Raw genomic sequence first — 26,309 nt, forward strand, 5'->3', positions numbered from 1 at the left:
ATCCCTTCTGCTTATTTTGGAGGCCAGACATCATTGGCTAATCTAATGGTGCGCTCAGGTCGCCACAAGCGCGGGTCGGTCTTATAGGTTAGCGTGTTGCCGGATAATCACCTTTGGGAATGTGCGCGAAGGGTCGTGGCAGACTAAGGTTTAGCGGGTATGCCATGGGCAAAAAGGAGCTTTGAAATGGGCTGTCCGCAAGTCTGTGCCACGGCCACGCTGCAATGCAGCTTCGGCGCTGCGCCGTCGATGCTCAATGTGTTGCCAGTGAACCGCACGCTGACCGGCGGGATGCCGGCGGCGAACATCATGGATCACATCCCGTTGGTGAATATCCTGCCGTTTGGCGTGTGCATGAGCCTGGCCAACCCGATGGTCGCCGCTGCAACTGCCGCCGCGCTGGGGGTGTTGACGCCGATGCCGTGTATACCCGCGACGGCCACGCCGTGGATTCCCGGCGGAGCGCCGACGTTGTTGCTGGGCGGGATGCCGGCGATCGATGCCAACTCGACGTTGATGTGCAACTGGGCGGGGGTGATCAAGATTGTGGTGCCGGGACAGATGCAGATGCTGATTCCGTGAGTTTTTTACTTGGCGTGAAATCCAAACCCCTCACCCCAGCCCTCTCCCAGGGGGAGAGGGAGCCGATTGGGGGATATTGATTAGCTTCGCCGACGTGAAAGTCTAGCTGTGAATCCATAATCGACTCGGTCTTGCAGGTCGATGTATGAAGCAAGACAACTCGGTCGGTTCCCTCTCCCTCTGGGAGAGGGCTAGGGTGAGGGGCTCTTCTGGGCTTTCAGGCCTGCTGCGGATCCGTCCACTGCCGATACCACCAGCGCACCCGCGAAATCGGCTTGCCGTCCGCGCCCAGCGGCCGCCCATCTTCGGCAAAGCCTTGCTCCGGCTCCAGCAATTGTCCGTTCACATAGCGCGCCTCCAACGCCGGTTTGCCATTCGGATGAAAGCGCTGATAACGCCCCTCACGCACGCCATCGCGATAAACCTCGGCTTCCGCCACTTGCCCATCCGGGAAGTAATTGAACGCCTCGCCATGCAATAACCCGCGCCGATAGGTTGCCTTGCGCTGTAGAAATCCCTCCGGTGCGTAAAAACTGGCTACGCCCTGCAACTTGTCACGCACAAATGGCATCTGCGCCGAGACCTTGCCGTTGGCGTGATAGAGCAGCGAAGTGCCCTGTAACTCGCCTTGGCTGTAATGCAGATCCGCTTGCCTACGCCCGTCATTCTTGATGTTCAGCGGCCCATCAAGCTGACCGTCCTGCAATCGCCCCTTGAGCTGTTTGTCATCCTGCTGCAGATCCAGCGGTGTGATCGCCATGACTTTTCCTTGTTCAGTTGACCTGCACCAGACCGCCCTTGATGGTCAGCATGCCGCCACCATCGACGGTCTGCGAGGCGGCGCCCTTGTTGGTCAGGCTGATCCCGGCATCGTTGGTCAATGTGGTGCCGGCCTTGTTGTCCAGAGAAGTGCCGGCCTGATTGGTCAGCGCGGTGCCGGCCTTGTGCGTGATCGAGGTGCTGGCCGAGGTCGCCAGATCGGCGCCGCTCTTGATCGTGAAACTGCCGCCACTTTGCAGGGTGAGGGTGCCGCTGACCTTGATTGTCAGGTTGCCGTCCACCGTCAGGCTGTAATCGCCGGTGACCTTGTCGGTGTAGTTGCCGCCGGTGCTGTGGTTCTGGTCGGCGCCCACCGTTACCGTGCGGCTATCCTTCACATCGAGGCTGTCGCTGCCGGTCTGAATGGTCACGCTGCGCTTGCCTTTTTCCAGGGTCACAGTCTCGTCACCGTCCTTGACCGTGCGGGTGCGGGCGTTCTGCACCGTGAGGGTTTCGTCGTGGCCGACGGTGGCCGTGGTGTCGTTGAGCACGTTGATATTCAGGTCTTTTTGCGCCTGCAAAAACACTTCTTCGGCGTCTTTCTTGTCTTCGAAGCGCAACTCGTTGAAGCCACCGCCACCCTTGGAAGACTGGGTCTTGATTCCGGACTGGGTCTGATTGGCCGGCAGCGCATAGGGCAGGGCGTTGTCACCGTTGTAGACGCAACCGGTCACCAGCGGCCGATCCGGATCGCCATCGATAAACGTGACGATGACTTCCTGGCCGATGCGCGGAATGAACTGCATGCCAAATCCCTTGCCGCTCCAGGGCAACACCACGCGCACCCAGCAGGAACTGGTTTCATCGTTCTTGCCGTCGCGATCCCACGGGAACTGTAACTTGATCCGCCCGTACTCGTCGGTCCAGATTTCCTCACCGGATTTGCCCACGACAATGGCTGTCTGCGGATGCATGCGCGGTTTCGGGGTGGTGCGTTGCGGGCGAAACGGCGTGGCTTTGGGGATGGCTTCGAAGCGGTTGCGATAGCGTTCATGGCTAGCGTCATGGGTGACCCGCGTCACCACCCAGTCGATATTAAGGCTCGCATCGTCATGCCCGTTGAGGGTGAACCAGTGCCCCGGAATCAGCCAACGGCAATCGCTTTCACCGACAAAGCGTTTCTCCTCGCTGCGCAAGCCGTCAATCCGTTGCTTGGTCAGCGCATCACCGCGCGCCTTGGCGTTGTAGCCGCCCGGATGCTCGTAGATCGAAAGCGGCCCGGCCACAGCTTCGGCCTGGCCGTAGAGCGAAGTGGTTGGCGTGGTGAATTCGTAATCTGTCGCGCGATAAACCCCTGCCACCGCTTGCAGGCACACTTGCCCGGAACGAATGCCGTGTAATTCCCGCTCGCCCAGGACTTGCCCCAGGTATTTGACCGTCGGCCCGTTGGGAATGGGGACGAACGCATCGTTACTGTCGCCCAATACCAGCGTGTGCTTGCCTTCATCGTGGGTGAAGAACCAGAAAATGCCTTCCTCTTCCAGTAGCCGCGAGACAAAGGCGAAATCGCTTTCGCCGTACTGCACGCAGTATTCGCGGGGGGTGTAACTGCTGGTCAGCGACAGCTTGAAGTCGGTGAAGCCGTGGACCTTGAAAATCGTGGTGACGATGTCTGAAGTGGCGAGGTTCTGGAATACGCGGTTGTTGCTGGCCAAGGTCAGCCACCAGAGCCACGGTCTTAAAACCAGCTGATAGCGCTCGGCGGTTGCGTCGGCAGGCAGTTGGCGGATCTCGGCGACGAGAGCGTCGAACGGACGCATCTGGGCGTCTTTGTGCAGCGTGGTGGTGATGTGGGTGGCAACGGAGCTGGTCAGGGTGAGCGAGGCGCCATCGTTGAGACCGTGAAGGGTTTGCACGCCCAGCATGTTAAGGCCTTCGTCACCGGACAATGCCTCAGGGTAAAGCGCTGACAGCGCAGCGGCAGTGAGGGAAAACGTGGTGTTGCTGTCTACGGAACGAGGCATTGGCGAAGCCTTTTCGAATGGACGCTATCAACGGCAAGTTGCGCTTTTACCCAGCCAGCTAGCCGATACGATTGATCTTTATTATTTTCCCGGTGTGGTCGACTTCGAATTCAATGGGTTGTGGTTTTTCGGGGAGGGTGATTCCCAGCCTGGTGACTTCTTCCTGAGTCAGAGAATAGGCTTTTTGCCCGACAGAATTGCCTGCGACTTGAATGCGTGCCCCGACTTTTAACTTGATGAGTGTGCCTGTACGAGTGCCTGCAGACGGTTTGCCCGGGCGTGGGTCGGCCAATAGCTGACGATGCTGTGCGGTGTGTCGAGTGCTTGAGGTACAAATAATATTGTTGCCACTGATCTGGAAGCGATGTGTCCAGTTGGTCGTGCGAATGACCACCCGGCTGACGAAAGGGTATAAACCTCCTTCAGGAACGTTCAGCTTTTCGTGTTTACCCGCTTTAAATGCATTTTTTATCGCACTGATGATCGTCGGCCCTGCCAGGTGGGGTGCCAGCGCATCCCATGGATGGGCAGGGTTCAATAGTCCGATGGAGATTTCTCTATGGCCCATTGGCAATGCGGTTTCATCGCGTAGTCCTGAGAGTTGAATGCCCGCATAGGTTATTTGATGCTCTGTATTTTGCGGATCACTGGACTCACCCCATTTCATCTGAACAGTTTTGGTGATCATGCCGGCTTCGTCGTTCATGCCCCATAATCCCAGATGTTTCAGCCAGGACTCGAACTCCCTGGGTTCGAGGCCGATGATCATGAGGTCGCCGCCATACATGGTTGTGTCTTTAAGGCACGATGTGTCGATCTTCGGATGAATCACGGAGAGGAGCTTTTTAAGTTCTGCGCCTGAGTGTTTTCCGAGAATGATTATTCTGTCGCCACGTTCTCGTGCCTTGGCAAAGTGTTTTTCATATTGACGGTATTCGGCGAGCGTCCCGTAAGTCACGCCTGATTCTTGTTCGGATCTAACCCGTTTCAGAAGGTCATTCAGTTTTTCCGGGACTTTTGCCGCCAGTTGCCGGCCAGGCGCCTTTAGCCGACGCTGATATTCCTCTTCAAGTTCCTGAGTGACAGCAAGTTCATTTGCCCTTCGCTTCACCAGCTCATCAATACTTTCCAGATAAATTCTTTCTGCTTCGGCTTCAACCGCCGCACGAAACTTGGGGTTGCGCATCAACTTCCACCACAGCGGCGACGCTCCGGTTTCCCGAATCACGCGGTTCCAGTGGTCCCTTGCTTCCTTTTCCATTCTCTTGAGGTCATCCAACGGAGAATGAATATGCAAGAGTTCCCTTCGTTCGTAGTCCATTGGTGATCCTTCATGGTGTGGAAGTCTTCAACTGTCGTCGAAGAGGGCGGGCGGTCAGACATGTCATCGAGACACTGCGATCAGCCGAGGCCGCGTCAATAAAACACGTCGTACAGATTGTCTATTTCACCCTCGGTCAACGGGCATTCAACGGTGATTTGTGCGCTTTCAAAGTAGGTGTCCAGGACGATCGTCGCGTAGGCCGCTTCAGCCGCTTTTTTCTTGGCTTCCATCAATTGGCCCAGCGGAATGTGGGGCAATAGCTTGCGGCAGTCATAGTTATGGGTTTCTTTTCGCATTCTTTCCGCCGCCGTGAGCAGCGCATCTCTGCAGGCACCCAGATAGAGACTATGGAACGTGCTCCACAAGCGCTCGGCGTAATCCTTGAACTCGGCACGGCTCATCGGTTTGACCAGCGTGACGTCGGTGACGATGGCCCGGGCCATGCGCAGCAGGTGGTCTCTTATGAGAACTTCCACCTCACTGTCGGCGCTGTTGAAATAGGATTTCAAGATGGAGGTTTCTGATTGAAGGTAGATCAGGAATGTTCGACAGGCGCTGTCGGCCACAACGTCTTCCAGTTGGTGCTGTTGAACGGTGAAAGTCGCCATGATTTTATGCGCGGCGGCTTCGCCCACATTGCCCTGGCCATGCTGGAAGATGGTTTTGGAGAGTTCGACATCGGTTTCGTTGGCGGTGTGGAAGCAGCCGTTACATTTCAACAGGGACATGATCAGGAACAGCCTGAGTTGATGCTGCATCCGGTCCTTGGTGTGTTTCTTTACATCGGTCTGTGGCGGCGCCATGAAGACGCCTTCGCTTTCGGGCGTTTTGCGCGGATTCACCGGGCGCGCCGCTTGCGCAGTACCCGGGTAAACAAAATTCTTCAGGTCGCGCAGAAACTCGGCAGGTTGCAAGAAACCATAGGTATTGGTCGTTCTTCCGAGAAACTCGGCCAGCATCAAGCCTTCTCCCCGATAAAGATCAAGGGGGTAGCCGGATTTCGCCAACCAACTGACCACGGCGCCAATCGAAAGCGGGTTGGACGGTGCGCCGAAGGTTTTGGCGCCGAGGTAGAAACTGATAGTGATCGGCATGTGTGTTCCTGCGTCGTTGATCCGAATGCGTCCCTGCAAAGCGCAGGCTCAGGTTTCCAGCACCCACTCCGCCAACTTCCCCGTCACCTGCGTCATCAACACATTCTCGACATCCCGCGCACCCGCCGCGCTGCACTTGGCGAGCACCGCTTTGACAATTCCCGAATCAAACTCGAATTGTTTGCCGGTCGCTGCCTTGTAGCGGCCACGCAACTTCTCAAGCTTGGCGAGCACAATCCCTTCCAGCGTCGCCTCATCCAGCGGCCGATAGGCAACCACGGTCATGCGCGCCAGAAACGCCGGGCGGAAGGCTTGCAGCAGGACCTTGTGCAGGGCTTCGTTGAAGGCTTCGGAGCCGAGTTGTGCAACCGGCGTATCAAGTAGAAGCTCAGCGCCGACGTTGCTGGTGGCGAGCATCACGGTGTTCTTGAAATCGACCACCAACCCGGTGCCGTCCTCCATCAAGCCTTTATCGAAGACGTTGTAGAACGCCTCGAGCACATCCGGATGGGCCTTCTCGATCTCATCCAGCAACACCACCGAATAGGGTTTGCGCCGCACCGCTTCGGTCAGTACGCCGCCGCTGCCATAACCGACATAACCCGGTGGTGCGCCTTTGAGTTGGCTGACGGTGTGAGCTTCCTGATATTCCGAAAGATTGATGCTGATCAGGTTGCGTTCACCGCCGTACAACGCATCGGCCAGGGCATAAGCGGTTTCGGTTTTGCCCACGCCCGTGGGGCCGACCAACAGGAACACACCCACTGGTTTTTGTGGGTCGGTGAGTCCGGCGCGGTAGGCTTGCAAGCGTTGTGCGATGGTATTGAGCGCGGTGCTTTGGCCCATCACTCGTTGGCCCATGCGCTGGCCGAGGGTGCGCACAGCGTGGGCTTCGTCGGCAAGCATTTTGCCGACGGGGATGCCGGTCCAGCCAGCAATCACGGCGGCGACGGTTTTGGTGTCGACCTGTTCCGGCACCAGTGGATCGTCCTGACGAATCGCGTCGAGTCCGGCCTCAAGGCGCAACAGCTCGGCGGCGAGATGATCGATGCGGCTGTCGGTGGCTTCATCGGGTTTGTCGCTGTCGGCACGTTCGCTCAAGGCCAGCAGTTCACGACGCGTGTCGAGCAGTTCGCGGACGGCTACACGCTCTTCACCCCAGCGGGTTTCCAGTTCGCGGATGGCTTGCACATTGGTCTTCGATTCACTTTCCAGCAGCGTGATGCGTTCGCGGTGGTCCAGCCCGGTGGCCTGTTCGCGGCGCAGACGGTCGACTTCTTCTTTCAGACTTTGCTGGCGGTGGCGCAGGCTTTCCAGCGGCGGCGGCACATCATGCTGGCCGAGGGCGACGCGGGCGCACGCGGTGTCGAGCACGCTGATGGCTTTGTCCGGTAACTGGCGGCCGGAAATGTAGCGGTGCGAGAGCTTCACCGCTTCATGAATAGCGGCATCGAGCACCTGTACGCCGTGGTGCTGTTCAAGTTTGGCGGCCACGCCGCGAAGCATTTCCACGGCAGTGATTTCGTCCGGTTCTTCAACCTGCACCAGTTGAAAGCGGCGGGCGAGGGCAGGGTCTTTCTCGAAATATTTTTTGTATTCCATCCACGTCGTGGCAGCGAGGGTGCGCAACTCACCCCGAGCCAGCGCCGGTTTCAGCAGGTTGGCGGCATCGCTGCCACCCTCGGCACCGCCAGCACCGATCAGGGTGTGGGCTTCGTCGATGAACAGGATGATCGGTTTGTCGGCACTGCGCACCGCGTCAATCACGCCCTTCAAGCGCTGTTCGAATTCACCTTTGACCCCGGCACCGGCCTGCAACAGACCGAGGTCGAGCACCCGCAGGCTGACTTCCTGCAACGACGGCGGCACATCCCCGGCAGCGATGCGCAGGGCCAGGCCTTCGACCACGGCGGTTTTACCCACACCCGGTGCGCCGACCAGAATCGGATTGTTTTGCCGACGGCGCAGCAGAATGTCGATGCACTGGCGAATCTCACCGTCGCGACCCACGATCGGATCAATGCGCCCGGCATGCGCGTCGGCCGTCAGGTCCTGGGTGTATTGATCGAGCACCGAGTCCCGGCGTGGGGCTGAATTGGCCGATGAACCCGGACGCGCACCGACATGTTCACGAGAGTTTTCCGTCCATTCCAGCAGGTTCGCCCTGAGTGCTTCCTTGGGAATCCGCAGCAACGACGAGGCGCTGTTGAGCAACAAGCTGCGGCGCTCATCGCGATCGATCAACGCCAACAACAGCAACCCGGAACGAATGCTGTCGAGCCCCAGCACACTGGCCTGCACCACTGCATCTTCGAGCAAACCGAGGGTGTGCGACGACAGCGCCGGTGTGCGCGTACTGCCCGCCTTGAACAGGTCCAGCGCCTTGTTGATCTCCGCCGTGAGCGCATCACGTTCCAGGCCGAAACGCGGCAGCAGAAAAGCCAAATCACCCCCCTCGATGTCGAGCAGTTCCAGCAACAGATGTTCGATCTCGACAAAGTGATGCCCGCGTTGCAAACAGCGCTGCGCGGCGCGTTCGAGGGCGCGACGGTTGTCCGGGTTGAGGCGTCCGATCAGGCTGGCCAGTTCCATGTTCAGGTGATCTCCAGCTGACGAAGGCGGGTTTCGATGGTTTGCACGCCGAGGCTGGCCTGACGCTGCAAACCGCCGTTCCAGCTCAGCAGAACCGGGGTCTGGCGAGCGAGTTTCAGCGGCCCGGCCCCGCGCACCCGCAGTACCAGTCTGACGTCCAGATCCGGGCCGAAATACAACCCGGCGAGGCTGGCCAGTGCCGGGTGTGCTTCGCCATCCGGTAGAAAGCGCGCCGCCTGTATCGATGGCAACGGCCCGAGGGTCAGGCGAATGCCGGCGTGCTCATCCCAGACCCGCGTGCCAGCCACGGCGCTGCGGCCCAGTTGCAGGTTGCGTCCACCGGCTTTCATCACACTGCGGCTGGCGGGCGGGATCTGTCGCCAGGCACCTTCGTAAGCGCTCAATTCGACCGGCACGCCAAATTGCTCGCGGACAATCGCGGCGAACCCCGCCAGTGAGCGACGGCCATCGGCAAACAACGCCGTGCACGCGAGCACGGCGCAGTCGGGAACAGCCTGGCGCTCCTGCAAAGCCTTGGGCAGCAAACCGGTCAGCGCGCGCAATTGCGCCTGCACCGGCGAAGCCCCCGGCGTGACAAAACCCAACGCGACCCGGTGTTTGCGCATCACTTTGTAGAGCAGGCTGAGCAAGCGGTGCTGGAACAGATCGAGAAACGCGGCCGGTGCATGATCCTTGGCCCGCGCCCGTTGTTGCAGCCAATCCTGATAGGCGTAGGGGAGAGGGCCGTCCGGGCCGCCGAGACCGAATATCGGTGTGTCGAGTGTCAGCGGTTCGCCAGGCTCTTCGTGCAGGGCTTCGATCTGGCTGGCGGCGAACATCGGCGTCAGAGGCCCGCGCAGTTTTAATGCTTCCGCTTGCGGCGAGGTGCCGCTGCCGAGTGATTGCGCCTGCGGCTGCTCGCGCTCAAGCAACAACAACGCCTGCAACCACTCGAACGCCTGCGGATCACGGCGCAGGCGCTGGCTCAGGGTCAGAGGGACAGGGGCATGCCGGCTTGGGGTTGCCATGCCTTGATCTCCTTGTCTTCCTGCATCAACACCGTGCGCACAAAGCGATTGGCCGTGGCGTACACCGAAAAGAACTGCGCCAGCACCGCCGAAAACAGCACCGCGCTGCTACCGACAAAATGCTGTGGATCAAGTTGCAACTGCACTTCGAGACCGTTGCGCCAACCGCGCCACGCATCGCCGCCGACATGGCCGATCACCCGTTCGCAACTGAGATTCAGCAGGCCTTCGATCTGCCGTACCGCACTGGTTTCATCGCGCAGGTTATGCAGCTGCAGGATCTCTTTAAGAGCATCGAGCGCTTGCGGACCTTCGACCAGTGACAGATGGTTGAGAGTCAGTTGCGACACCAGCCGCCAGCGTGAATCGCCATCCAGGCGCGGCAGACTTTGCGGGCTCGGCGGGTTGCGCAGGCGAGCCCAAGCCACTGGGCCAGGGCGTTCGAAACCCAGCGGTGTCCCGGCGGGCAGGCTTTGGGCCAAGTGCCGGTTGGTACACAGCAACTCGGCCGTCAGGCTGTAGTCGGGCAGATCGGTTTGCGGTTCGAACCGGGTGTCGACCACGCTCACCAACAGGTCGCTGCCGAGCCGGTTCGCGGTCATGCCGCTGACCCGGCGCGCATGCCAGTAGCGTTGTTGATCGCCGCCGCTGTGCTGACTCCCGTAATAGGCTGGCAGCCGTTGTACGCCGGTGCTGGAGCTGGCGCGCATGCCTCGGATGCTGTGAATCTCGACGCTGTTTTCGCGGTGGCTGTCGGCGATAAGACGGTACTCGCTGCGGGTGCCGTCCGGGCGTAGCGGCTCGGAGGTGCGCGGGAACAGGTTGATCACCGGCGCGCAGCCCAGAGCGATGTCGCTGGCCTGCAAGTGCAGGCGGCAGCCCGGCGCGCGGTCGAACACGATGTACAGATAAAGCGTCTGGCAGTCGCTGGCGACACCGCTCAGCGGCAGATCGAAAAAGTGAAATTTGTCCGGGAAGGCGAAGTACTCGGCCAGCAAACGCATGCCCGGATGCACACCGTCTTCATCCGGCAACATGACTTCGTCATCACTGAAACCGACGGTTTTCGGCAGGCCTTTGAGTACGATCGGCACGCTGCCCGGCGACCCGGCCAGCACTTGCACTGCATGGGCGCCGAGCAAGTCATACAGGGCGGCATTCACCACTGGCGACGCGGCCAGATGGATGCGCAATTGCTCGATGCCAAGTTCCGCCCATTGGCTTTCGCCAAGGCAGCGCAAGCTCAGGCGCAGTGCCGAGCGCGATTGCGCGACACCGGTCAGCGCTTGCGCTTCATCACCGCCAAGCAACAGCACTTCGCTGACTTCGAGCGGCCACAGACACACAGCGGCCGAGGTGCGAAAGTGAATGCTTTCACCTTTGCCGGTGGTCACGAACAGTGGGGTGTCGCGGGGCAGGGGATAGCCCTCGTCGAGGTTGCCTTTGCCTGGATCAGGTTCGAACTGAACGATGGCGCAGGACGGCAACGGGCGCATGGCCAACGGGTAAAGCTGTTCAAGCAACGCATCGCTGAACTCGGCGTAATCGTCATCGAGCCGTCGTTGCAGACGCGCGGCCAGCAGGGCAAAACCCTCGAGCAACCGCTCGACATGTGGATCGGGGCATTCGCCGGGGGACAATTGCAGGCGCCGCGCGACTTTTGGATAGCGTTCGGCAAACTGGCCGCCGGCATGCCGCAGCCAAGTCAACTCTCGCTGGTAGTAATCGAGCAGTTGCGGGTCAATCGAGTCGCTCATGGCGCACCTCCAGCCCTTGCCCGCCGGGTTCGATGACAAATGCCACCGGCCAGTGTTGCTCGCCGCTGCGCAACTCGCCGATCAAGCGAATGCTCATTCGTTGCGGTTGTTCGGGCACAGGATTGACCTGAACTTCGCCGAGAATCAGGCGCGGTTCGAAATGAGTGATGGCTTCGCGGATGTCCCGTGCCAGCCGCCGACGGTCATCGCTGCGTTGCTGTTGCAGTGCACTCCAGTCGGCGATGCCGTAATCGATCACGCTGGGCGGCTGGGTCAGCGTGCGCGGGCCACGGCGGGTGTTGAACAGGCGCCCGAGCTCGGCGTGCACCGAGTCGAGCAAATCCTGCCGATCGAACTCCCGCGTGCTGTCGGCCTCGCTGGAGGCGAGGCGTTCGAGCAGCGGAGGCAGGATGCCGGTGCCAGCCATGGCCGGGGCGTCCGGTTAGCTGACAAGCTTGTTGGCGGCCATGTCCCAGGTCGACGCGGCGGTGCCTTCTTTGGTGCCATCGTCTTTTTGTGCGGTGAGTTCCCATTTGATCTTGGTGAAGTTCAGCGACAGGGTTTCCACCGGTTTGCCGCCGGTGCCGCCGCTGACGCTGACGTTGGAAATCACCACGTTGGTCAGGGTGTAGACGATGAAGGGCATCAACTGTCCGCTGCCCTCGGCGGCGTTGCGACCGATAGTGATGATGGCTTCGGGGATCGGTTTGCCGGCGCAGCAGTATTCGTTGAGTGACGGCGTCGAGCTGTCGATGAACTTGGTCAAGGTGAATTCGCCGACATGGGGTTTACCGGAGGTGCGCTCCGAGTTGCTGACATCGTTGGTCACTTGCATCGCCACATTGTGGCTGTAGGACATGACTTCGATCTTGTCCGCAAAACCTTCGAGCAGGCTGTCGCCTTTGATATCGCCGCCGAGGTCGAGAATGATTGCATCCATCGCTTGAAACTCCTGAAAGGTGTCGCGCTAGATAGAGAAAGCCCCCACCGCAGTTGCGGCGAGGGCAAAGCAGGTCAGGCAGCAACCGGTGGCGGCAAAGTCGCCACCAGGCGGATCGACGCGGTGAGCTCTTCGAGCTGGAAGTGCGGCCGCAGGAACACCGTCGCGCGGTAGGCGCCGGGCTTGCCGGCGACTTCGGTGACGTCCACGCGCGCTTCACGCAACGGGTACTGCGCCTTGATTTCCTGTGACGCGTTGTCGTTGATCAGCACGTAGTCGGCGATCCAGTTGTTGAGGTAGCTCTGCACGTTGTCGCGGGTCATGAAGCTGCCGACCTTGTCGCGCATGATCACCTTCAGGTAATGGGCGAAACGCGAGGCGGCAAGCACGTACGGCAGCATCGCCGAGATCCGCGCATTGGCGTTGGCCTCGTTGGTGTTGTAGACCTTGGACTTGTTGGTGGTCTGGCCGCCGAAGAACACCGCAACGTCGCTGTTTTTCTTGTGGCACAGGGCAATGAAACCGAGGTCGTTGAGCTCTTTTTCGCGGCGATCGGTGATCGCCACTTCGGTCGGGCATTTCAGTGACAAATCGCCGGAGCTGGTGCGGAACGTATGCGCTGGCAGACCTTCCACCGCGCCGCCGCCTTCAGCGCCACGAATCGCCGCGCACCAGCCGTACTTGGCGAAGGCTTCGGTGATGCGTTGCGACAGCGCCCACGCGGCATTGCCCCACAGGTATTTGCTGTGGTCGGTGCCGTTGACGTCTTCGACGTAGTTGATGCCTTCCACCGGCGAGGTGTCGGGGCCGTAGGGCAGACGCAGGAGGAAATGCGGCAGCACCAGAGACACGTAGCGCGAATCTTCGCTCTCGCGGAATGAGCGCCACTTGATCAGCTCCTGGCTCTCGAACACCTTGGACAGATCACGCGGCACGGCCAGTTCGGTGAAGCTGTTCATGTCGAACAGGCGCGGGCTGGCGGCGGCAATGAACGGCGCATGCGCAGCAGCGGCAACGTTCGACAGTTTCTCCAGCAGGCCGATGTCCTGCGGGTGACGACCGAAGGTGTAGTCACCGACCAACAGGCTGAACGGATGGCCACCGAAGGTGCCGTATTCTTCTTCGTAGATTTTTTTGAACAGCGCGCTCTGGTCGAATTCGACGGCTTTTTCCAGGTCGTTCTGCAACTCTTTCTGCGTGACATTGAGCAGGCGCAGTTTCAGTCGCGTGCTGGTTTCGGTGTTCTGCACCAGCATGTGCAGACCACGCCACGAGGCTTCGAGTTTCTGCAGATCGGGGTGGTGCAACACCTCGTTGAGCTGGGCGCTGATCAACTCGTCGATCTGGCTGATGCGATCGTTGATCATCGCCACGGTGTCCTTGTCGATGGCCATGCCTTCGTCGAGGACCTGAGTGGCGAACTCCGCGAGCATGTCGCGGGCGTAATCCTGCTGACTGTCATCGTGGGCCATGCGGCCGTCGAGAATGATCTGGTCGAGCAGGGAAAGTGTCTCGGTCGTACTGTCGCTGGCTTGTTTCTGAGCTGAAGCGGGCATGGCGAATTCTCCCCTCGATTAAGTGGACGATCAGGCTTGCGGTTCGGCCGGCGCCTCGGCATCAGTTGCCGGGGTAGCGGTGTCCGGGCGGGCCGATTTGATTTCCTGCAGGCCTTCGGTGTTGGCGATCACGTCGCGCAACAGCTTGTCCAGGTCATCATTGCCGTCGAGTTTGGTCAGCAGATCGCGCAGGCGCTGGCGGGCCTCGAACAGGCGTCGCAGCGGGGTGACTTGTTCCACCACCTTGACCGGGTCGAAGTCATCGATGTGTTTGAAATTGAGCTCGATGTTGAGCTTGCTGTCGTCGCCGCTCAGGGTGTTGTTGACCTGCAGCGTGGCGCGCGGGCTGATCGAGGCGAGCACTTCGTTGAAGTTGTCGCGGTCGATTTCGGTAAAACGCCGGTCAGTCAGTTTTGCCAATGGCTCAAGTGGCTTGCCCGAGAGGTCAGCGAGGATCCCGACCACCAGTGGCAGTTCCTTTTTCTCGATGGCATTGCCGATTTCGACGTCGTAAGTGATTTGCACTCGGGGCGGGCGCACCCGGTCGAGCTTGTGCTGAGTACTTTCTGCCATGACGGCGGACTCCGATGCGATGAGCGGGCGCAATGCATCGGGGAGGCCCGTTCATCGCTTTCCCTTGCTGGACCGTAGGTTAGAAAGGGAGGCAGATGACCTGTCGTTCCTTTGACAAACCTTCTTGATTCGGCTGTAGGAACCGAACTACCCAAGACGCTAGAACAGGTCTATAAAAAAGCAAGCAAAAACATTTTTGGACAGGCTTGTGAAAAGGAAAATTCATTTTGCGTAGACGACTTTTTCTAACACTGCTGTTTGCGTCCCTGGCCGGTTGCTCCCTCTTCGGGCCGAAGGTGGACCTCGACAGCCTGACCCTCGACGTCGCGCCCAAAGCCAACGACGACACGCCGATTGCCGTGGATTTCATCGCGGTCGCCGACCCTGATCTGCTCAAGCAATTGTCCGGTATCAGCGCCAGTCAGTGGTTCGCCGGGCGCGAGCAGTACCAGCGCGACTATCGTCAGTTGATGAGCGTGTGGGGACTGGAGCTGGTGCCGGGGCAATTCATCGACCGCCAACCCTTCCCGTTGGGGGGCAAGAAGGCCGCTGGACTTTTGGTCTTCGCCAGCTATAACACACCCGGAGCGCACCGATTACGCCTCGATGATCAACGCGAGGCATGGCTGAAATTCGACAGTCGCGAGATGAATCTGGTCAGCCGGGAAAATTGAAAACACCGCTCGCCGCCGGCTTGCGGCAGGGTCGAAAGGAGTCGTATGAGTCTGCTACCTGACGCGGTTTGCTGGCATGAAGGCATGCAATTGTTGCCGCAGCATTTTCAGTTGCAGGGGCTGCGGGCCGAAGCGCTCGGTGCGCACATGGCGCAGGCGTGCAACCCGTGGTTCTGGGGCGTCAGCCACATGGAGTTCGATCCTTCGGCGCTGAGCGCCGGCATGGTGCGCGTGCTGTCGCTGCAAGGAACGATGCCCGATGGTCTGCCGGTGGACTTGCAGGCCGGCACCGGGCCAACCCTGGAGCTGGACGTCAGCGCGGCGATCGATGCCGCCGACGATGCCACCGTCACGGTGTTTCTGGCAATCAGCCCGATGTGGCGTGCCGGGCAATTGCTGCCGCTCAAGGGCCGGATGCAATCGGTAGTGGGGGAGGCGTTGCCGGATCTCACCAGCGGTGAATTTCCCGAATCAATTACCGTGTGGCGACCCAATCCGCGTTTGTGCACACAACTGAACAAAGCCGATTCAATCTGCCTGCCGCTGCTGAAAATCCGCAAGGAGGGTGGTGGATTTCTGCCGTTGTCCTACACGCCACCGACGCCGATCCTGTTGCCGGAATCCGCACTTGGCCGACGCATCGCCGGGCTCTGCGCGCGGGCACGGGAGAAATGCCTGTTTCTCGGCGGCCGTTTGCGTCAGGCGCAGCAGGCCGGCAATCAGGACGACGCGCTGGAAATTCGCCGGCAGTTGACCGCGTTATGGGCGCGCCTGCCGGAAGTCGAAGGCGCACTGAACAGCCGCATCGCCCATCCGCAAACCCTTTATGTGCATCTGCTCGGACTGGCGGGCGCGTGGTCGGCGCTCGATCCGCTGGCCGGCGTGCCGGCGTTTGCCCCGCTGGATTTTGTCGAATTGCAGCGCGGTTACGACGCGGTGCTGCAATGGCTGGAAACCACCCTGGAAATGATTCGGGCCGGTTATCGCAGCCTGCCGTTCGAACGCAGTGAGCAGAGCTTCTCGATTCAGTTGCCGGACGAGCAGCCGAGTCAGCGTCTGGTCATCGGTCTGCGCATGCCCAACGGTGCCAGTGAGCAAGCCGCGATCGACTGGTTGCGTGGCGCGATCATCGCCTCGGCGCCGCACATTGCGCTGCTCAGCCGTCAGCGCATGAGCGGGTTGTCCCATCAGGCCATGAGCCGCAGCGAACAGGTTGCCTACAGCGTCGGCGAAGACACGCGCCTGTTTGTGATCACCGCCCAGGGCGCGTGGTTCGACGCGCAACTGCCGCTGATGATTGCGGCACCGGCGGCGAAGCTGACCAGCAGTCCATGGCAAGTGGTGCTGTTTATCGCCCAGAACAATGAAAGTGCCTGATCACACAAGGAACGCCGTATGTCGCAGGGAAGTGCCGCAAGCCTTGGGTTGCAGGACGCACCGTTGAGCAGCGCGTTCCGCCAGACCTGGCAGCAATGGCAACAGGATTGGCTGCAATTGCCCAAGGACAGCGAGGACGAAGCGGCGCTGGTCGAGACCGTTGTCGAACTCTCGACGCAGGCTTCGCAGCGATTGTGGCGCACGGCCTATTCGCGGGTCGGCGATTCGGCGACCGAACAGGTCAAGGCATTGGTATATGCATTTGTCGCGCTGGTCGACGAAACCCTGCTGTTCACGCCATGGCCCGGCCAAGCGGCGTGGCAGGAAAGACCCTTGGAGTCGCGTCTGTACTCCAGCCGTCAGGCGGGCGAACAAGTACCCGCGGCGATTCAAACCTTGCTCGAAGAACAGCAGCCGACCACTCGCGATCTGGCCAACGTGTACCTGCAGTGTCTGATCCTCGGTTTCCATGGCCGTCTGCGCGGTGAACACAGTCAGGCGCAATTGGAGAAATGGCGGTTGGCGCTGTACAACCTGGCCTGGCAAGACGAAGCCAGTTACGCCGATGTCAGTCAGCGCCTGGTGCAGCCCTCACAAACACCGGCGCTGCAACTGCCGGTGCGCACGGCGCTGCCGGATGGCTTTCGTCTGGCACTGGGTATTCTGGCGATGGTGCTGTTGTTGACCGCGCTGGGGCATTGGTTGTGGCGGGACATCGGCCAGGAGTTGGCGCCGGCACTGCAAAGCGGCGATAGGGTGAGTGCGCCGGAGCAAGCCTCATGAGCCCGCTGACGATCGTTGCGTGGTGCATCGCGCTGCTGTTGTTGCTGGTGATCATCGTGGTGGCGGTGTGGTGGTTGCGCACCCAGAGTGGCGCGGCGATCCGCAGTTTCTATGCCTCCGTGCGCCATATGGAACGCGACCAGGGCAATCTCGACCGCTATCAGATGCCATGGTTGCTGATGCTCGGCGACGAAGTCCAAGGCACCCAACTGGTCACAGAATGGCGCCTGCAACCGACCGATAAACCGGCGTGGTTCGGTCGCTGGTGGTCGGACCCCGAAGGGGCTGTGCTGGTGGTGCCGCAAGCATTGTTTCTGCCGGACGACGGCATGCACTTGCAGCGCGGCAGTTGGTGGCGGCTGCTCGGCCTGATCCTGCGGCTGCGCAGTAAACGGCCGCTGGACGCAGTGGTCTGGACGGTGCCAGTCAGTCGGCTAAGTAATCTCGAACAAGCAACTCAGTTGGGTCTGGCCGCGCGTCGGCGCTTTATCGACCTGCTGCAACGCTTCGGGCTCAGTGTCCCGGTGTATGTGATTGTCACCGGGCTTGAGGAATTGCCGGGGGTTCAGGATCTGATCAGCGCCTTGCCGCAAGAGGCGCGCGAAGCCACGTTGGGCTGGTCGTCAGCCTATGCGCGCGATGCCGTCTGGCAAGGCCAGTGGAGCGATCAGGCGCTGGATCGTCTGCACCGCGCGGTGGCCGAAGCGGTGATTGAAATTGGCACCTTGTCCGGGCAGTTGAGTGCGGATCTGTTTACCTTGCCGGATCGTCTGGAAACCTTGCGGCGCGGTTTGCAGAACGTGTTGGAGCCGGTGTTTCAGGGCAATGCGCAAGGTGAGGCACCGTGTTTCCGTGGTGTGTATTTCACCGCCAATGTGGCCGGGGAGGATGCGCAGGACGGGTTTTCCGTGGATGACAGCGGCTTGCAGCGCAGCGCCTTTGCCCGACAGCTGTGGCGCCAGCGACTGGTCGGTGAGCGTGGTCTGGCGCACGGCGTACCGCGCCTGTTGCGTCTGCGCCAGCGTTGGCAGCGGCTGACTGCCGGGATCGCGCTGGTCGTCGGGGTGGTCTGGGCGGTGGCGATGCTGTGGGTCTGGCATGCGTCGGTCAAGGATGCTCACGAACTGGCGCGGCAGATGCAGGGCGCGCAAAAGGGCTACGTGGCGATCAGCGATGAAGCGCAGCGGGTCGACTCGACCCGGCGCAATGTGCAGACCTTCTGGCGCGTCCTGGAACGCGCGCCGCACTGGAGCTTTGTCTCGCTGGTGTTCCCGACGTCGTGGTTTTCCTCGCTCGACAATCAGCTCGAGCAGGAAGTCTTGCAATCCACCCAGCGTCATGTGGTGGTGCCGCTGCATGACCTGCTGAGCGCGGAGCTGGCGCAGATCAAGGTGATCCGCAGCACCGACCGGCGCAGCAGTGTCGAAAGCGACGACCCCGCGCAGTGGCAGAACTATCTGAAGGCGACCGATCTGGTGGATCGGGCACTGCGATTGGAGCAGCAGAATCAGCTGTTCAATCAACTGCAAAACAATCAGCGCGCGCCACTGGACGACCTGGTGCAACTGAGCAACACCGCGCTGTCGCTGAACCTCAACACCGGCACCTTGCCCTACGCGAACTTCTACAATCGGTTGCTGGTGGCCGGCGAAGACGGCAGCTTGCAGGCACTCGACCTGAGCGTCGACCGGCCGCTGATCGTCAGCAATTTTTCCGGATTGATGCAGCGCTGGCTGGATCAATATTTCCTCGCCGACAACTTTGTCAGCAAGGCCGGTTACCTCAAGTTGCACCTCGATCAACTGGAGGCGGGCAGTGGCAACAGCCTGGGCGAGCTCGAAGAGCTGACCGCGCTGGTCGACGATCTGCAAGCGGCGATTGCCCTGACCAATGCAACGTGGAGCCGTGGCAAAGGCCAGGAATTGGTGCCCGGTTATGGTGACTTCCTCGCCAAAGTGGGCAAGAGCACATTGTTGGGCGCGCAAGTCCAACAAGACCTCGACACGCAAGCGTCACGCTTGCAGCAGAGTTTCCGCGATCAATGGATCGCCCAGATCGGCTCGCGGGACAATTTGCTGGTACAGCAAGTCAGCGGGCAATTGGCCTTGCAAGAGCAAGTGGTGAAACTCGATAACGCGATCCAGGCGCTGTTCAAGCGTGACTTCGTTTCGGTCGCCCTGCGTGCCAGCGAAGACAACGTCAATATGCAAGGCCAGACCGTGGACGGCGATGACCTCAATGAATCGCTGAAATATTTCGCCGACTACAACAGCTACATCGCCGAAGAACTGCCACGCATTCCACCGGACTATCGCGTTGCGGTGCTCAAAGCCGCCGAGCGTGCCGCCGCCCAGGCGATGTGGTTGAGCCTCAAGGATCACAACGATCAGGCGCATCCTTACGCTGTGTTCAATGTGCAGGCCGAGCAAGCCATGGCCCTGCAAAAGGCTTTCGTCGAGGTGCATCGCGCGGATCTCGCCACGCGTCTGCAAACGGCGCTCAACCGCCGCGCCATGGCGCAGCTTATGGGTGGTCTGGATGAAATCACCGCGCAACCGCTGTTCGGCGGGCGGGCCGAAATCAGCCAGTGGGACGGCTCGAAAAATCTCGGTCTGGAGCTGTTCGGCGCCAGCGACGTGCAGGATCTGAAACTGAGCCTAAAGCAGCAGTTCAACACCATGCTCGGCATTACTGAGCGGCGGACGTCATCGTTGCAGTGGCTGACAACGCAGCAAGCCAATCTGTCGGCACTGGATTACGAGCGCGTGACGCAGTTCAGTGCGCTCAACGACGAACTGCGCAAATACAAAGAGGCCAACCCGGCCAGTTCGCCGGCACAGATCGAGCAACTGGTCAGCCGCGATTTCGTCGAGATGGACGTCAATTCCTGCCTGCAAATGTTGCAGACCGCCAACGTCGCCGGCGGACGCGGCACGTTGGCGATGCGCGCGGTTGAGTTGCAGCAGGAGGCCATGCAGCGTTGCCAGCTGCTGCAAGTGCAACAGGCCGCTGCGGCGTGGAATGAGCTGGCCAACTACTTCAATCAATATCTGGCGGATCGTTTTCCGTTCGCCAACGGCGTGCAGATGCAGGATGCCGATCCGGCGCGGGTTGAATATTTTCTGCAACTGATCGACAAAAAACTGCCGATTGCGCAGGCCGGCCTAGCCACCAACCAGACCCCGGAACGCCTGGCCGCGGCGGATTTTCTCAACCGTTTGAAGCAGGCCAGCACTTGGCTGACGCCGCTGTTCGTGCGTGACAAGAGCGGCATCCTTGGCGTCGAGCTGGACGTGCGCTGGCGCACCGATCGCGATGATGAACTGGGCGCCGATCAGGTGATTGCCTGGGGCTTGCTCGCCGGCAATCAGCAAATCAACTATCCGGCAGCCGAGCAGCCGAACCTGCGCTGGATGGTCGGCCAGCCTGTCCGCCTGACCCTGCGCTGGGCGCGTAACGGCAAGGAACGGCCGGTCAATGATCCACTGCAACCGAATCTGGTGGTGCGTGATCTGGAGGCCGGTTGGGAGTACGGCGGGCCATGGTCATTGCTGCGCCTGATGCGCGCGCATTTCTCGGTGCAGCGTCAGCCAAACGTGGATTACACCGATTTCCCGCTGACGTTGCGGTTACCCGTGACCGGGGCGCCGGACAGCGTCACCAGCGACTTCACGCGAATGTTCGTGCGCCTGTCGCTGATGAGCCAGGGCTCGAAACTGCCGCTGTCGATCGCGCCGTTGCCAACCCGCGCGCCGCGTTCGCCGTTTCAGGTGACCGGCAGCACCGCCGCCCTTGAATCGCAGAAGGAAGACTTGTGAGCCTGCCATCGACGACGTTGCCGGACTTGATTGACCAACTGCTCATACCGCTCAGCGCGGATGCGCCGTGCGGCGTCGATCTGCGCTATGAACGTGAGTTCGACCAGTTGCGCGACCTGCGTCGCGAAGACGACGCCAGCCTGCCGACCGGGGTCTGGCAATCGACGCTCAAGCGCGCGAACTGGCCGGACGTCGAAAAACTCACGACGACGTTATTGCTGGAACGCAGCAAGGACCTGATGCTCAGCGCCTGGCTCGGCGAGGCGTGGCTGCACTTGCAAGCGCTGGACGGCTTGCCTGGGAGTCTGGCGCTGGTCGCCGGGTTGTGTGAGCGCTTTCCCGAGCATCTGCACCCGCAGGCCGAGGACGGCGACCAGTCGTGGCGCGTGATTCCGCTGGAATGGCTGGTGCGCCGGTACAGTGAAATATTGCTCACGCGGGTGCCGTTGTTTGGTAGCCGCAACAGCGATTTCGAGGCTTACACCCTGGAAGTCTGGCGGCGCTTGCAGGTGCAGCAAGTGCAGACCAACGACAGCAAGAACGCCAAGACCTCGGCGGAAACCGCACGCAATGAACAGAAGAAGCTCAACGAACAAATCCGCGCCACGCCGCTGGCATTCTGGCTGCGCACTCAGGGCAATCTGCTCCTGAGCCTGCAACACTTGCAACGGCTCAACACCTGGAGTGATGGCTATCTGGGGGATCAGGCGCCGGGATTGCGCCCCTTGCAGGACACTATCCAGGCGCTGCTGAAACTGGTTCAGGAGTTTATCGCCATGCACCCACAACAACCGGCACCGCCACCGCCGCCAGTCGAAGCCCCCGTCGCCGTTGCGCAGCCGGAAGAACCCGCACCGGTCGCCTTGGCCTTTCGTGAGCCGGCCAATCGCGAAGAGGCGTATCGCCAATTGCTGCTGATCGCCGAATACCTCGCCCGTACCGAACCCCACAGTCCGGTGCCGTACCTGATCCGGCGCGGGGTCGAGTGGGGCAACAAGCCGCTGAGCGAATTGCTCGGTGAGTTGATCAGTGCCGACGCCGAATCGCGGCGTTTGTGGACGTTGCTCGGCGTGCTTTAGTGCACGCGCTGGTTGTTGAGTTTTGGTGGCAGTGCGATGGGCGTCAGCACCGGTTCGCCGGAGAAGAACGCGACGAGGTTTTTGCCCACCAACTCCACCGTGCCTTGCGTCGCTTCCGGTGACAGGCCGGCAACATGTGGTGTCAGCAACACGTTGCTCAGGGTTTTCAGCGCATCCGGCACTTGCGGCTCGTGGTCGAACACATCCAGTGCGGCACCGGCGATCCTGCGTTGTTCAAGGGCGGTGATCAGATCCGCCGTGGCGATCACACTGGCGCGGGCAATATTGACGATAAACCCTTTCGGACCGAGCGCATCGAGCACTGCGCGGGTAACCAGATGCTGTGTGCCGATGCCGCCGGGCGTGGCGACGATCAGGAAGTCCGACGCTCGCGCCAGTTCGGTCGGCGTCGAGCAGAATGCGTACGGCACATCGTTGCGCACCTGACGGCTGTGATAGCTGATCTGCATGTCGAAGCCGAGGTTTGCGCGTTTGGCGATCGCCATGCCCACTGCGCCGAGCCCGAGAATCCCCAGGCGTTTGTCGGCCAGCGACGGGCGCATGATCTTCGGCCACTCCCCACGGCGTACGGCAGCGTCGCAACGCGGGATGTCACGGACCAGCGCCAGCAGCATCGCCATCGCATGGTCGGCCACCGATGAGGCATTGACCCCGGCGCCGTTGGTGACGGTGATGCCGCGGTTGCTCGCGGCTTGCAGGTCAACATGCTCGTACCCGGCACCGATCACCGTGATGATTTTCAGCGCGGGCAGGGCGGCGATTTCATCGGCGGTCAGGCCCAAAGGGCCACGGGTCAGCACTGCATCGATGCGACTACCGTGGGTGGCGATGGCTTGCGCACGTTCGGCGGGTGTGGGGGCGAGGATCAGGTGGAAGCCCTGATGTTCGAGGATCGGCAAATAGTCATTGATGGTTTCAACCAGTACCAGAACGGTTGCGGGCATTGCGCGGCTCCTGTGAACGTCTGCGGGGTGGTCGCGAAAGTTGTTTCAGAGTGCTGAATCCGCAGCGACTTGGCAATCGTTGTCATTCGCGCAGTAGTGCTTTGATTCTGGACGGCTTCGGACAAGAAGCAAGGCTGGCAGCACACCGGTGATCCGGTGTGCTGTCGGTATCATTGGGCCGCTTGGGCTTTGGCTTGTTCAGCCATCGCGAGTGGCTTGATATCGTAGGTCGGATAGAACTCGGTTCGGTAACTGCCCCATGCGGTGTTTTCCAGCGCAAGGTTCACTTCCGCCAGACGCGAGACAGGAAAGCGTACGGTCACGACTTGGCCGATACCCATCATGATGTTCCAGCTCACCACTTCGACACCGGCCGGTGGAAACGTTTTATGGAAACCCTGTTGCGCGAGCTGGGCCTTGAGTTCGCTTAACGGGCGGGTTTGATCATGTTTCAGAAACACGGTCAGCATCATCGCGTTGTCGGCAGTGGCGACGGCATTTTTTGCAGGTTGGGTAGCGGTTTGCGCACTGACCCCGGCGCAATAGACGGAAGAAGTCAGTAAAGTCGACATCAGCAGGGTTTTAAGTGACTTTTGCATAGCGAACTCCTGGTTTTATTGTTTGATGGCGGACTTGGTTTCTATTGTTCCGGTATAGGGCGCGTGAACGACATGAATGCGCACAAGAGGATTGTTGTCGACCATGTCGCGGGGGACTTCACGAGAATAAGTGAACTCACGGTCGTTCAATGTTTCCAGGCGCCTGACAACTGTTTTGCTCGGGCCGATATCCGGCACAAGAATGTGCTGTTGCTGATCGCCGGTGACAAAGAAATAACCGCCACCACCGTTGTTGTACTTTGATTCGCCGGTATCGGCGTAAAAGAACTCGTATCGATTACGCTCGGGATCCCACGTCGATATACCGACGACGCCGGGGTACTTCGCTTTGACGTCGGTTTCCGGGGCGCCGTCGATGTAGACCTTGGTGGTCAGCCATCGCGGTGAAGAAGCCAGCTCGCGGACGTCGGCATTGGCGCTGGCGAGCGGGGCAAGCAGGGCGGCCAACAGCAGGCCGGTCATCATGTTCTTTTGCATGCTGTGTCCTCTTGATCACACTTCAATTATTAGTCTTCGAATTCAGGGCGATAAAAATATAGACCTGCCGTGGAACATTGTTCAATGGCTGGGTAGTTGTTTGTAACAAATGGCTGGTATTCGGTTTTAAGTAATATTTTGTTGTGAGTTTTTTTGGCTGTTTAGGCTGTAGGAGTATTCTGAAAAGTTGGTGTCCGATTTGCTTGTTTGTTGGCGTTGTCTGTAGTTAAAGTCGCTGGCACCCTTGACTAATTACACGATGCTGTAGGACTAAGGATGCCGTGACAAATGTCTGGTTGACGCAACCGCAGCAAGGCAAGTTGCGTCAACTTCAGAGTGGATTTCCTTAGAACGTCACTTCAGCGCTGTCGATTAATCGTGCAAAGGCAGCACCGAGCGTAGCGTTGTGATGTTTGATGATTGCTTCGGCCGATAGCTCGGCAGTGTCCATGCAAGTGTGGGCATCGGCGACCAGCAAGGGGTTGAAGCCCAGATCGGCAGCGCTGCGACAGGTGCTGTCGATGCAGAACTGACTTTTCATGCCGACCACATAGAGCTCTTCTACCTGTGCGCCCTGGAGTTGCCGCGCAAGGTCAGTGCCATGGAAAGCATTGGGTCGGAATTTATCGAAGAGGGTGTCGATGTCAGCGTCCAGTTCAAGCGCTGGCAGCAGTTGCCAGAATGGACTGCCGGCGGCAATCGGTGAGCCCTGCGGGCCAGTGTGGCGCACCGCGAAGATCGGTACTTGATTCGTGCGGGCCTGAGCGACCAGGCGCTGGATGTTGGCCAGAACCCGTTCGCCCTGGTAGGGCTTTTCCGGTCCGTGGAACAGACCGACCTGCATATCGATGATCAACAGTGCTGCGGGCATGGTGTTTCTCCTTGGGTGCTGCAGATGCCGCACGGACGGGAGAAACAACAAGGCCCCGTCCATTGCTGGCGGGGCCTGGGGTTTGCTGCGCTGGGTTTACCTCAGACAGAAACACCACGACCCGCCGGTGGCGGTCGTGGTGGTACGGGTGAGTTGCAGCGCGCGAATGTTCATGGGCCGATCATGCTGGCGCTGATAACGGGCTGTCAATGAGCGGCTCAAGTGACGTACTGCGCGACGCCATTGCCGAATGACCAGTTCTCTTTTTTTACCTCGACCAGATTGATGAAAACGTCTTCCAGGCGCACCGCCAATTGTGTGTGCAGGCTTTCGGCGATGGTTTTGAACAGCAACTGCTTTTTCTCCACGGTGCGCCCTTCGCTGATGGTGATCTGAATGAACACCACGCCATCGCTGCGCTGGATCCCCAGATACTGCAGGTCGTAGACGAAATGCTGGCTGTCGTGCTCGGTGAGGATCTGGAAGTTGTCGTGCTCGGGCACATCGATACAACTGCGCAGGGCAGCGTAGATGTGCTCGCCAATGCGTTTGGCGAAAGTGGGGTCGGGGTTTTGCTGGATATCGACGCGAACGAGGGGCATGGGCAGAGACTCCGGGGGGAGGGGACTCATTCACGCTAGAACATATCAATCAAATTGAAAGTGTGGGGTGATGACCTCGTTGCTGTTTTTGTATGAGGCTACCTACGAAACTCACGGATTTTACCTACGCATTTGGCAGAGCCATCTGCTATCGGGCAGACGGTTAACGCGAAATCATGGGGCAGCGATGGGAGGTGGTCCAGGATGGAAAAACTTCCCGAGCGTTAACTGTCAGCAGCCAAGGAAGGTTCATGCATCTGGATGACCACAAAAATGTGGAACTCGAAAGGCTACAAACGGAAACCCAAAAGCTCGGCGCGGAGAGGCGCAAGCTTTTGGCGGAGGAAGCAAAACTGAAACTTGAGACTTTCTTGTATCCCCTTGTGGTGGGGGCTGGGGCATTAACTGCAATTGCCACCGCCGTTGGGCTTTATTTGAAGCTGTAAGAGAGCACAGCAGGTTGCAGTTGCGCATGCGTGTTGATTCAGAGCACCAAAAAAAGGGAAGGGGGCAGTATGAGCACAGAGGAAAGCAGAGCCAGGATAGACCGACTGTATCAAGAGGAGTTTGAGTTCAGAGAAGCCATGAAGCCCTTTCGCAAAGCCGAAAGGCGTGAAACGGTTTTGCTGTTTAGCCTTGGAATGTTGATGGGCGCGGTGGGGATCGCTTTCGTGATAGTGTTGGCTCGAACCATCTGAATACCCTTGCATGTGCCTATTAACGACATCACGAATACCTGTTTACGACAGATAATTTCCCGATAACGACACCCCGGCTGATCTGCTCCGCACGACCATTCCTCAGCTAAGTCTTT

The 26,309-nt window shown here is 59.9% G+C and carries 23 protein-coding genes; 7 read left to right on the top strand and 16 right to left on the bottom strand.

What is annotated here, in order from left to right; genetic code table 11:
- Positions 1–186: 186 nt before the first annotated feature.
- Positions 187–582: a DUF4280 domain-containing protein gene (locus tag CKW17_RS13900; protein WP_016985257.1), complete on the top strand. Its 396-nt coding sequence runs from the start codon at positions 187–189 to the stop codon at positions 580–582.
- A gap of 217 nt (positions 583–799) precedes the next feature.
- Here CKW17_RS13900 and CKW17_RS13905 read toward each other — a convergent pair whose 3' ends face one another.
- The 11 genes from CKW17_RS13905 to tssB form a co-directional block, all read right to left on the bottom strand.
- Positions 800–1,342, bottom strand: coding sequence for a toxin-antitoxin system YwqK family antitoxin (locus CKW17_RS13905; protein ID WP_095120262.1), 543 nt, complete (start codon positions 1,340–1,342; stop codon positions 800–802).
- A 13-nt stretch (positions 1,343–1,355) separates the two neighbouring features.
- Entirely contained in the window at positions 1,356–3,365 is a 2,010-nt protein-coding gene (gene tssI / locus CKW17_RS13910) for a type VI secretion system tip protein VgrG (protein WP_095120263.1), read from the bottom strand.
- A gap of 58 nt (positions 3,366–3,423) precedes the next feature.
- The gene (locus CKW17_RS13915) at positions 3,424–4,686 is read right to left on the bottom strand and encodes a hypothetical protein (protein WP_095120264.1); all 1,263 of its coding nucleotides are present in this window, start codon (positions 4,684–4,686) and stop codon (positions 3,424–3,426) included.
- Positions 4,687–4,781: 95 nt separating this feature from the next.
- On the bottom strand, positions 4,782–5,783 hold the full coding sequence (locus CKW17_RS13920; RefSeq protein ID WP_095120265.1) for a hypothetical protein: 1,002 nt from the start codon (positions 5,781–5,783) through the stop codon (positions 4,782–4,784).
- Between the two features lie 48 nt (positions 5,784–5,831).
- Positions 5,832–8,375: a type VI secretion system ATPase TssH gene (tssH, locus tag CKW17_RS13925; RefSeq protein WP_095120266.1), complete on the bottom strand. Its 2,544-nt coding sequence runs from the start codon at positions 8,373–8,375 to the stop codon at positions 5,832–5,834.
- 2 nt (positions 8,376–8,377) lie between these two features.
- Entirely contained in the window at positions 8,378–9,403 is a 1,026-nt protein-coding gene (gene tssG, locus CKW17_RS13930; RefSeq protein ID WP_095120267.1) for a type VI secretion system baseplate subunit TssG, read from the bottom strand.
- Positions 9,367–11,160 (bottom strand): type VI secretion system baseplate subunit TssF, encoded by a 1,794-nt coding sequence (gene tssF, locus CKW17_RS13935; protein ID WP_095120268.1) that lies wholly within the window; start codon positions 11,158–11,160, stop codon positions 9,367–9,369. Before tssF ends, tssG begins: the two co-directional genes overlap by 37 nt.
- Positions 11,144–11,587 carry a type VI secretion system baseplate subunit TssE gene (gene tssE / locus CKW17_RS13940; protein ID WP_095120269.1) on the bottom strand — a complete coding sequence of 148 codons (444 nt, stop codon included), beginning with the start codon at positions 11,585–11,587 and terminating at the stop codon, positions 11,144–11,146. Before tssE ends, tssF begins: the two co-directional genes overlap by 17 nt.
- Positions 11,588–11,602: 15 nt before the next feature.
- Entirely contained in the window at positions 11,603–12,100 is a 498-nt protein-coding gene (locus CKW17_RS13945) for an Hcp family type VI secretion system effector (RefSeq protein WP_016982930.1), read from the bottom strand.
- Between the two features lie 74 nt (positions 12,101–12,174).
- A complete protein-coding gene (gene tssC / locus CKW17_RS13950; protein ID WP_016982931.1) occupies positions 12,175–13,656 on the bottom strand; it encodes a type VI secretion system contractile sheath large subunit in 1,482 nt (493 codons plus the stop codon).
- 30 nt (positions 13,657–13,686) lie between these two features.
- Complete coding sequence (tssB, locus tag CKW17_RS13955) at positions 13,687–14,229, bottom strand: type VI secretion system contractile sheath small subunit (RefSeq protein ID WP_095120270.1); 543 nt, start codon at positions 14,227–14,229, stop codon at positions 13,687–13,689.
- Between the two features lie 227 nt (positions 14,230–14,456).
- On the opposite strand from tssB, the gene CKW17_RS13960 reads away from it, so the two are divergent.
- The 5 genes from CKW17_RS13960 to tssA are packed head-to-tail and all read left to right on the top strand — an operon-like array spanning position 14,457 to position 21,960.
- Positions 14,457–14,903 carry a hypothetical protein gene (locus tag CKW17_RS13960; protein ID WP_016982933.1) on the top strand — a complete coding sequence of 149 codons (447 nt, stop codon included), beginning with the start codon at positions 14,457–14,459 and terminating at the stop codon, positions 14,901–14,903.
- 45 nt (positions 14,904–14,948) lie between these two features.
- Positions 14,949–16,280 (top strand): type VI secretion system baseplate subunit TssK, encoded by a 1,332-nt coding sequence (gene tssK / locus CKW17_RS13965; RefSeq protein WP_095120271.1) that lies wholly within the window; start codon positions 14,949–14,951, stop codon positions 16,278–16,280.
- 18 nt (positions 16,281–16,298) lie between these two features.
- The gene (locus tag CKW17_RS13970) at positions 16,299–17,063 is read left to right on the top strand and encodes a DotU/TssL family secretion system protein (RefSeq protein WP_095120272.1); all 765 of its coding nucleotides are present in this window, start codon (positions 16,299–16,301) and stop codon (positions 17,061–17,063) included.
- The gene (locus CKW17_RS13975; protein WP_095120273.1) at positions 17,060–20,881 is read left to right on the top strand and encodes a type VI secretion protein IcmF/TssM N-terminal domain-containing protein; all 3,822 of its coding nucleotides are present in this window, start codon (positions 17,060–17,062) and stop codon (positions 20,879–20,881) included. The genes CKW17_RS13970 and CKW17_RS13975 overlap by 4 nt, the downstream gene beginning before the upstream one ends.
- On the top strand, positions 20,878–21,960 hold the full coding sequence (gene tssA, locus CKW17_RS13980; protein ID WP_095120274.1) for a type VI secretion system protein TssA: 1,083 nt from the start codon (positions 20,878–20,880) through the stop codon (positions 21,958–21,960). The genes CKW17_RS13975 and tssA overlap by 4 nt, the downstream gene beginning before the upstream one ends.
- On the opposite strand, the gene CKW17_RS13985 is transcribed toward tssA, so the two are convergent.
- The 5 genes from CKW17_RS13985 to CKW17_RS14005 form a co-directional block, all read right to left on the bottom strand.
- Positions 21,957–22,925, bottom strand: coding sequence for a 2-hydroxyacid dehydrogenase (locus CKW17_RS13985; protein WP_016982938.1), 969 nt, complete (start codon positions 22,923–22,925; stop codon positions 21,957–21,959). The genes tssA and CKW17_RS13985 overlap by 4 nt on opposite strands.
- Positions 22,926–23,095: 170 nt before the next feature.
- Entirely contained in the window at positions 23,096–23,524 is a 429-nt protein-coding gene (locus tag CKW17_RS13990; RefSeq protein WP_095120275.1) for a hypothetical protein, read from the bottom strand.
- A gap of 15 nt (positions 23,525–23,539) precedes the next feature.
- On the bottom strand, positions 23,540–24,022 hold the full coding sequence (locus CKW17_RS13995; protein WP_095120276.1) for a DUF4822 domain-containing protein: 483 nt from the start codon (positions 24,020–24,022) through the stop codon (positions 23,540–23,542).
- A 346-nt stretch (positions 24,023–24,368) separates the two neighbouring features.
- Positions 24,369–24,893: a cysteine hydrolase family protein gene (locus CKW17_RS14000; RefSeq protein WP_095120277.1), complete on the bottom strand. Its 525-nt coding sequence runs from the start codon at positions 24,891–24,893 to the stop codon at positions 24,369–24,371.
- A 218-nt stretch (positions 24,894–25,111) separates the two neighbouring features.
- The gene (locus CKW17_RS14005) at positions 25,112–25,495 is read right to left on the bottom strand and encodes a tautomerase family protein (protein WP_095120278.1); all 384 of its coding nucleotides are present in this window, start codon (positions 25,493–25,495) and stop codon (positions 25,112–25,114) included.
- A 251-nt stretch (positions 25,496–25,746) separates the two neighbouring features.
- On the opposite strand from CKW17_RS14005, the gene CKW17_RS14010 reads away from it, so the two are divergent.
- Positions 25,747–25,941, top strand: a complete 195-nt coding sequence (locus tag CKW17_RS14010) for a hypothetical protein (protein ID WP_034152472.1) — start codon at positions 25,747–25,749, stop codon at positions 25,939–25,941.
- Positions 25,942–26,309: the final 368 nt, after the last annotated feature.

The organism is Pseudomonas sp. Irchel s3f10 (assembly GCF_900187515.1).
Taxonomy (GTDB): Bacteria; Pseudomonadota; Gammaproteobacteria; order Pseudomonadales; family Pseudomonadaceae; genus Aquipseudomonas; species Aquipseudomonas tensinigenes.